6 protein-coding genes are annotated in these 8,919 nt (G+C 41.0%); 2 read left to right on the forward strand and 4 right to left on the reverse strand.

All coding sequences use genetic code 11. The annotated features are described in order from the left end of the window. Positions 1-338 precede the first annotated feature (338 nt). Genes hemG through pepQ form a run of 4 tightly spaced genes read right to left on the reverse strand, consistent with a single transcriptional unit; the run spans position 339 to position 4,337 of the window. A complete protein-coding gene (hemG, locus tag ACIPUA_RS17410; protein ID WP_042848813.1) occupies positions 339-863 on the reverse strand; it encodes a menaquinone-dependent protoporphyrinogen IX dehydrogenase in 525 nt (174 codons plus the stop codon). Between the two features lie 45 nt (positions 864-908). Beyond that, a complete protein-coding gene (gene trkH / locus ACIPUA_RS17415; RefSeq protein WP_042848814.1) occupies positions 909-2,360 on the reverse strand; it encodes a Trk system potassium transporter TrkH in 1,452 nt (483 codons plus the stop codon). A gap of 28 nt (positions 2,361-2,388) precedes the next feature. Beyond that, positions 2,389-3,003, reverse strand: a complete 615-nt coding sequence (locus ACIPUA_RS17420; protein WP_042848815.1) for an IMPACT family protein — start codon at positions 3,001-3,003, stop codon at positions 2,389-2,391. Beyond that, a complete protein-coding gene (gene pepQ / locus ACIPUA_RS17425; protein ID WP_042848816.1) occupies positions 3,003-4,337 on the reverse strand; it encodes a Xaa-Pro dipeptidase in 1,335 nt (444 codons plus the stop codon). Before pepQ ends, ACIPUA_RS17420 begins: the two co-directional genes overlap by 1 nt. A gap of 257 nt (positions 4,338-4,594) precedes the next feature. Between pepQ and fadB the strand changes: the two genes are divergently transcribed. Both fadB and fadA read left to right on the forward strand, forming a co-directional pair. Then, positions 4,595-6,787, forward strand: a complete 2,193-nt coding sequence (gene fadB, locus ACIPUA_RS17430; RefSeq protein WP_449059909.1) for a fatty acid oxidation complex subunit alpha FadB — start codon at positions 4,595-4,597, stop codon at positions 6,785-6,787. A gap of 4 nt (positions 6,788-6,791) precedes the next feature. Next, the gene (gene fadA / locus ACIPUA_RS17435; protein WP_042848818.1) at positions 6,792-7,958 is read left to right on the forward strand and encodes an acetyl-CoA C-acyltransferase FadA; all 1,167 of its coding nucleotides are present in this window, start codon (positions 6,792-6,794) and stop codon (positions 7,956-7,958) included. Positions 7,959-8,919: the final 961 nt, after the last annotated feature.

Raw genomic sequence — 8,919 nt, forward strand, 5'->3', positions numbered from 1 at the left:
CTGTGAGTGCCCACACAGATTGTCTGATAAATTGTTAAAGAGCGTTGCGACATTTCTTTTGGAAATTCGACTCAGTTTTTATTAACTTAGGTCGTTGTCGCGAGGTGACGTATATTACGTTTTTTATTTAGAAAGTCAAGCATTTATTTTCAACTTTTTCTTTCTCACCTCTGTTATCACAAGGCTTCGAGGTTTTCTTCGAGCCGGTTTATCGTGACAACGGATGCGCATTATAGGGAGCCCAGAAAATCTAGCAAGTGTTTTTTTAATATTTCTTTTCAAGCGCTGATTTATTAAACAAATCGTGCAAACCTGCTGCATTTTGTTGATAAAAAGACCTACAGTTTATCAAACTCACTAGCAAATTGGGTAACGTTCTCCCAATTAGTGTATTCAATTTCAGTATTTGGGTCAGTCGGACCATCTGTCATTTTCATTATTAGGCGGATCATAGTTCTATCGAACCATTTATAACGTGGATAAAAGAGGGCTCCAGCAAAAACAGACTTTAATGTTGGCTTCCAAGGGCAAGTTTCTAAAAACTTACGTGTGTATGCGTTTGTTTCTACTGTGTCTTTCCCTTCTTTTCTTGCTGTAAGATTTACAGCAAAGAAGGCTGTGTTCATTGAATTCAATTGGTTTTGGTGAGTAGTCGCAAAACGAAGTAGCTTTTTATTAAAATGACCATAACGAATCGATGCCCCCACCAATACTTTGTCATAAGCCGCCAAATTTAAGCTTTGCTCAGTGTTTAAATCACGAATATCACACTCTCGACCTAATGTCCGTAGCTGCTCAGCCATCTTTAAAATAATTTTTTTTGTTTGCCCATCCGTACTGGAATGTAAAAGTAAATAGCTCATCATCGTTCCTAGATTATTATCATTTCTATATTAGGTTGTACTCAATTACTCACGCCAGAAAGTCGGTGTCAGCAGTACCAATAAAGTAAAGACCTCCAAACGCCCAAATAACATAGTCACAACTAATATCCATTTCCCAGTTGGATTCATAGAGGTAAAGTTGTCAGCAACTGTTCCTAGACCCGGGCCTAAGTTATTTAATGTGGTGGCTATAGCAGAGAAAGCAGAAAACTCATCAACGCCCGTTGCTATCAAAAGTAATAAGCTGACAATAAAAACCAAAGCATATGCGGAGAAAAACCCCCATACCGCTTCTATAATTCTTTCAGGGAGCGCTCTTTGGCCTAACTTAATCGTGTATACCGCATTTGGATGAACCAGACGTTTTAGTTCCCGAGAACCTTGCAAGAAGAGTAACAAAATGCGAATAACTTTTAGCCCGCCCCCAGTTGACCCTGCACACCCACCAACAAATGCCGCACATAATAAAAGCATCGGTAAAAAAAGTGGCCACCCCGAAAAGCTATCTGTTGTAAAACCAGCAGTTGTCGCCATTGATACAACTTGGAAAAATGCCTGATCGAGCGTTTGCCCAAAGCTACCATAAACTGAGTGATACATTAAAACTAAAGTACAAATCACGACTAGAACAAACTGGAAGCTAATAAACATTCTAAATTCAGGGTCACGCCAATAAATGCCAAGGCTACGCCCAGTTAATACAGCGAAGTGTAAACCAAAATTACAGCCAGAGATGAGCAGAAATACCCCAATGATGGTGTTAATCGCTGGGCTATTAAAATAACCTACACTTGCATCATGTGTAGAAAAACCACCAATAGCAATTGTTGAGAAACTATGGGATATAGCATCAAAAACATCCATACCAGCTACCCACAAAGCAACAGCACAAGCAATCGTTAGCAATACATAAATAAGCCATAACGTCTTTGCAGTTTCTGCAATACGTGGGCGCATTTTATTGTCTTTCAAAGGCCCCGGCATTTCCGCTCGATATAACTGCATCCCCCCAACACCCAGTAGAGGCAAGATTGCAACGGCGAGTACAATGATCCCCATACCGCCAAGCCATTGAAGCATTTGCCGATAGAATAATATTGCTTTAGGTAACGAGTCGAGCCCTGTTAGCGTTGTTGCGCCAGTAGTGGTTAACCCCGAAAATGATTCAAAAAAAGCATCAGTAACGGAAAGGTTTGGTCTCTCTGAAAAGATAAAAGGTAATGCCCCAACACTCCCCAGAACAGTCCAAAATAATACGACAATAAGAAAGCCTTCTTTTGCCTTAAGTTCATGACGGCTATTACGCGTAGGTAGCCATAAAAAAAGACCAATCAATAACGCAGTCACAAAAGTCTGGCTAAAGGCTCGCCCTGCGCCATCGCGATAAATTAGCGCCACAATACCTGGTATAACCATGGTAAATGAAAAAATGATGACTAGCAGCCCGACAATACGGGTTATTGCGCGAAAATGCATTCGGCAGATTCCTTGCTAAAGCTGTTTACTATTCCGATTCTGGCGTGAGCGACAAGGCACCACGACTTATATCGCGTAATTTATCATTGACTTCCTGCTGAAGGGTAGCAGGAATTGCAATTTGCAAAGAGACAGCTTCATTATAATCACTGTGTAAAACCACGCCATTCACCTGAATAAGTAGCTGCTCAATTGCATTAACCAATGAGTAATCACATACTAAATTAAACACTTTTTGTGGCACTTTAGTTTGTGTTGGTAATATTTTCAGTGCTTGCTGTACACCATTACCATAAGCTTTAACTAACCCGCCAGTCCCCAGTTTTATCCCACCAAAATAACGCACAACGACACAAGTGACTTCCCCTAAGTTGCTTCCCAAAAGTTGTGCCATAATGGGTTTGCCAGCCGTTCCTGTTGGCTCGCCGTCATCAGAAAAACCTAATTGTTGCGAGTCATCAGGACGCCCAGCAACAAATGCCCAGCAATGATGCCGAGCATCTGGATATTGAGCTTTAACCGATTGGATATAATCTTTTGCCGCTTCAATACCCTCGGTATGTGCTAAGTACGTAATAAAACGACTTTTTTTAATTTCTTCAGTAAACGAAATCGTTTCTGCTGGTATTAAATAAGGTTTCATTAACGTAAATGTAAGTCTCGAGTCATATTTTCAATTCGGTTAGCGTGGATCACTATATTGTCTTCAATACGAATACCGCCATAAGGTTTAAAGAACTCTATTTTATCCCAATTAAAATGCTGACTATATTCACCATTTCGCCACTCCGCGAGTAAAGATTCAATGAAATACAGACCTGGTTCAATTGTTAATACCATTTTAGGTTCTAATACACGAGTACAGCGCAAGAAAGGATACATTTTCGGAGCAGCAAGGTGAGCCCCGCTGTCGTCTTGCATAAAGCCAGCAGCATCATGCACTTGCAGCCCTAAAGGGTGCCCTAAGCCATGAGGTAAAAATGGTGTTGTTAACCCATTTTCGACCATCGATTCTTCGCTAATACCTTTTATAATATCGTGTTTAGCGAGGATTTTTGCGATCCTATGATGCATATCCACGTGATAATCGGTATAACGAACCCCAGCTTTAATTGTATCAATTAATGAAAGCTGTTCGCTATTTACATCCGCCACTAATTCAGCAAATTCATCCTTGCCTTTTGCGGCATAAGTCCTAGTAATATCAGCTGCATAGCCATTGTACTCTGCACCAGCGTCTATCAGAAAACTACGTAATTCATTAGGAACTGTTTGCTGCAACTTGGTGTAATGCAGTACGGCTGCATTTTCATTTAGAGCAACAATATTACCATATGGCACATTGGTATCTCGATGACCAGTAGACTGTAAATAACTGATATTAATATCAAATTCACTCATTCCTGCACGGAATGCTTCAAGTGCTGCAAGGTGCCCATTCACCGCCATTTTTTGTGCTTCACGCATACAGTAAAGCTCATAGTCTGTTTTATATGAACGATGGAAATGGTAATAGTCTAAAACCGGTTTTGGGTTGATATTATGCAAAGAGATGCCTAATGACTCCGCTCTTGCTGTTGCAGAGCCGATATAGGCAATATTGTCTTTTTGGATATTCGCCAGAAACCCTTTGATATCGTCCGCATTCTTTAGGTGGATTAAGTCAATGTCTTTAGTCCAGAAACCATCTGGTAATGGCTCAACGCTATGCCAATAATCAACTGGCGAATAAAACCATAATTTAGGCTTATTTACGCCATCAATGAGTAACCAAGAATGTGGGACATCAGTAACAGGTACCCAAGACTTAAAATGAGGATTAACTTTAAAAGGGTAATCACTATCATCAAGAAAGATGCGTAGGGGTTCACCTGAATGAATCAATATGGCATCTAATTTGCTGCGCTGTAAGACTTGCTGAGTTCTGTATTGTAACGTTTTAATATGTTCAGCGTAGAGTGCAGTCAATTTTTCCATTTCTTTCAACCTTTCAGCATTAATTAGAAAATTCAAGCTTACCACGTTCTGAAATTAACGGATATGCACTCTATTGCAAACCTAACTTAATATATTGATAAATAATGATAATATCATTTTAATTCATTATTATTTCGCTTAATTGCTGTGACCCGCATTCCATTTTTGTCATTAACCATTTGCAATTAATTAACATTCTAGTCACACTCATTTCATCTGGTCATACCAGATATCATTACCATGTAAAGGAGAGCAGAATGCTTTATCAAAGTGAAACAATCTATATTCAATGGTTGAAAAAAGGGATTGCAGAACTGGTTTTTAACTCACCAGGGCCGATTAATAAATTGGATACCCACACCGTTGCTTCACTTGATGAAGCCGTGACTGTTCTAGAGCAGCAAACCGATCTGCAAGGTGTTATTTTCCGTTCTGATAAACCAGCGTTTATTGTTGGAGCTGATATTAAAGAGTTTTTATCTCTATTTGAGGCATCAAAAGAAACGCTAAGTAATTGGTTACAATATGCCAATACCATTTTTAACCGCATTGAAGATTTGCCAGTTCCTACTATCTGCGCTATCAATGGCTATGCTTTAGGTGGTGGCTGTGAGTGCGTTTTATCCACTGATTTTCGTATCGCATCACCCGACGCTCGAATTGGGCTTCCTGAAACAAAACTTGGTATTATGCCTGGGTTCGGTGGTTCCGTACGTCTGCCTCGTCTAATCGGTTTAGATAGTGCCTTAGAAATTATTACCGCAGGTAAAGATATCAATGCCGCTCAAGCATTAAAATTTGGTCTTATCGACGCTGTTGTTGATACCCAACTCTTACCTCAATCTGCACTGACTATCATTGAATCAGCTATTGCAGGTGCACTAAATTGGCAGAAAAAACGCCAACCAAAACTAGAGCCATTACAATTAAGCCCTATTGAACAAACAATGAGTTTCAATGTGGCAAAAGGAATGGTGTATCAGGCTGCTGGGAAACATTACCCTGCGCCAATGGCTGCTGTAAATACAATTGAAAAAGCAGCAAACTGTGCACGAGATGAAGCATTAAAACATGAAACCGCAGCTTTTGTACCTCTCGCCCATAGTGATGTTGCTCGCGCATTAGTCAGTATTTTTCTGAATGATCAACATGTTAAATCTAATAGCAAAAAACTCTCACAACATGTTAGTACTCCAACGCATGCCGCAGTGCTTGGTGCTGGGATTATGGGTGGAGGCATTGCCTATCAGTCCGCCAGTAGGGGCGTGCCAGTTTTAATGAAGGATATCAATGAGAAATCATTAGAGTTAGGGATTGAGGAAGTACAAAAGCTGTTAAACAAGCAATTTGAAAGAGGGAAAATCACCGCTGCACAAATGGCAACCACATTAGCTGCTATACACCCTTCATTATCCTATTCAGGTATTGAAAGCAGCCAAATCGTCGTTGAAGCTGTTGTTGAAAACCCCAAAATTAAAGCCGCTGTGCTCACTGAGGTAGAATCCCTTATTGCCCCTGATACCTTATTAGCATCAAACACCTCTACCATTCCAATTTCGACACTTGCAAGCTCACTAAAACGCCCAGAAAATTTCTGTGGAATGCATTTCTTCAACCCAGTACACCGTATGCCATTAGTTGAAATTATCAGAGGGAAACAAACATCTGAAGATACTATCGCCAAAGTTGTTGCCTATGCGAATAAAATGGGGAAAACCCCTATTGTCGTTAATGATTGCCCTGGTTTCTTTGTTAACCGAGTCCTTTTCCCTTATTTCGCAGGTTTTAATTTACTTTTGCAAGATGGGGCTGATTTTAGAGAAATAGATAAAATCATGGAGAAAGAATTTGGTTGGCCTATGGGCCCTGCTTATCTTCTCGATGTTGTCGGTATTGATACTGCTTTCCATGCTGAACAAGTCATGGCCGAAGGTTTCCCTGAGCGTATGAGTAAAACAGGCAAAAATGCCATAAGTGTGATGTTTGAACAGCAGCGTTTTGGTCAAAAAAATGGCAAGGGCTTTTATCTATATGAAAAAGATAAAAAAGGTAAGCCGAAAAAAGTTAATGACCCTCATACAGATGAACTACTCGCTTCTATTTGCTCAACAAAACGTTCTTTTACCAAAGAAGAAATTATTGCTCGAATGATGATCCCAATGGTCAATGAAGTTGTCCGTTGTTTAGAAGAAGGCATTATTCAGAGCCCATCAGATGCAGATATTGCTCTCGTGTATGGTCTAGGGTTCCCACCATTTAGAGGTGGCGCATTCTGCTACTTAGATACTTTGGGTAGCCAGTCTTATTTCAAAACAGCAGAATCTTTAGAGCATTTAAGCCCTCTTTATCAGGCACCTAAAGGTTTAAAAGAAAAAGCAGTTACTAATGCTAGATATTACCCACAACCACCTGTTGTGGCCGTTGATGTCAAAAAAGTTGCGAGGGGTTAATTTTATGGAAAATGTCGTCATTATTGATGGAATACGTACACCGATGGGCCGTTCAAAAGGTGGGGTATTTCGCCATGTCAGGGCTGAAGACCTATCTGCGCACCTTATGAATGCTATTTTTGAACGCAATCCAAATGCAAGTAAAAAACAGTTAGATGACATCATATGGGGTTGTGTCCAACAAACCTTAGAACAAGGGTTTAATATTGCCAAGAATGCGGCATTGCTCACGGATATACCTCACACTGTTCCAGCTGTGACTGTTAATCGCCTTTGTGGTTCATCAATGCAAGCAATACATGATGCTAGCCGACTCATCATGACAGGCGATGCAAACTCAGTATTAATTGGTGGCGTCGAGCATATGGGGCATGTCCCCATGACTCATGGTATAGATTTCAACTCTAAACTGACGTTACGAGTTGCCAAAGCCGCAGGCGCAATGGGCCTTACCGCTGAAATGCTAGCAAAAATGTACAAAATTAGCCGTGAAGAACAAGATGCATTTGCCTTGAGATCTCACCAACTTGCTGCTTTAGCAACAGAAAATGGGAAATTTAGTAATGAAATTGTCCCTATTAGCGGGCATGACGCTAATGGTAATCTTATTTCTGTAAATTATGATGAGGTCATCCGCTTTGATGCTAGCCTTCAGGGCCTAGCTGCTCTAAGACCAGCATTTGACCCGGTCAGTGGTACAGTCACGGCAGGGAACTCATCAGCCCTATCTGATGGGGCATCCGCAATGCTGCTAACGAGTGAAAGCTATGCTAGCCAGCAAGGGATTAAGCCACGAGCTAGAGTACGAGCAATGGCAGTAGTTGGCTGTGATCCATCAATAATGGGTTATGGGCCAGTACCAGCAAGCGAACTTGCATTAAAACGCGCTGGGTTGTCTTTAAATGATATTGATATTATTGAACTAAATGAAGCTTTTGCAGCTCAATCAATAGCCTGCATGAAAGGTTTAAAATTATCAGAGAATCAATTAGACGAAAAAGTAAATCTTAGTGGAGGTGCTATCGCCCTCGGTCATCCATTAGGGTGCTCAGGTGCAAGGATCACCACCGCTTTACTTAATCAATTAGAGCTTAAAGATAAACAGTTTGGTTTAGCAACTATGTGTATCGGATTTGGTCAAGGTATCGCCACTATTATTGAACGTGTTTAGCCGTAATTTTCACAAACATTGCATTTTGTCGATGTTCCCGCCTAGTCAGGGGCGGGTTTTTTTTGCCTTTTTCTAACCAAATAGCCTCTCATAGTTTAGGTTATCAATAGGCGGCAAGTGAATAAGACCCTAGGAGCATACATAAGTATGTGACTAGGACGAATGAGCAAAGCTAGCCCCCCTACAATTTGAAACTAACCTGATTTCATGCAGATACCAGACGAGTTTAACCCTCATAGTTCAGATTGTAGGTAGGCGGCAAGTGATGAGACCCTAGGGGCATACATAAGTATGTGACTAGGGCGAATGAGCGAAGCCAACACCCCTACAATTTGAAACTAACCTGATTTCATGCAGATACCAGACGAGTTTAACCCTCATAGTTCAGATTGTAGGTAGGCGGCAAGTGATGAGACCCTAGGGGCATACATAAGTATGTGACTAGGGCGAATGAGCGAAGCCAACACCCCTACAATTTGAAACTAACCTGATTTCATGCAGATACCAGACGAGTTTAACCCTCATAGTTCAGATTATAGGTAGGCGGCAAGTGAATAAGACCCTAGGGGCATACATAAGTATGTGACTAGGACGAATGAGCAAAGCTAGCCCCCCTACAATTTGAAACTAACCTGATTTCATGCAGATACCAGACGAGTTTAACCCTCATAGTTCAGATTGTAGGTAGGCGGCAAGTGAATAAGACCCTAGGAGCATACATAAGTATGTGACTAGGACGAATGAGCGAAGCCAACACCCCTACAATTTGAAACTAACCTGATTTCATGCAGATACCAGACGAGTTAACCCTCATAGTTCAGATTGTAGGTAGGCGGCAAGTGAATAAGACCCTAGGAGCATACATAGTATGTGACTAGGGCGAATGAGCGAAGCCAACACCCCTACAATTTGAAACTAACCTGATTTCATGCAGATACCAGACGAGTTTAACCCTCATAGT

This window comes from Providencia sp. AGC89 (genome assembly GCF_053543535.1).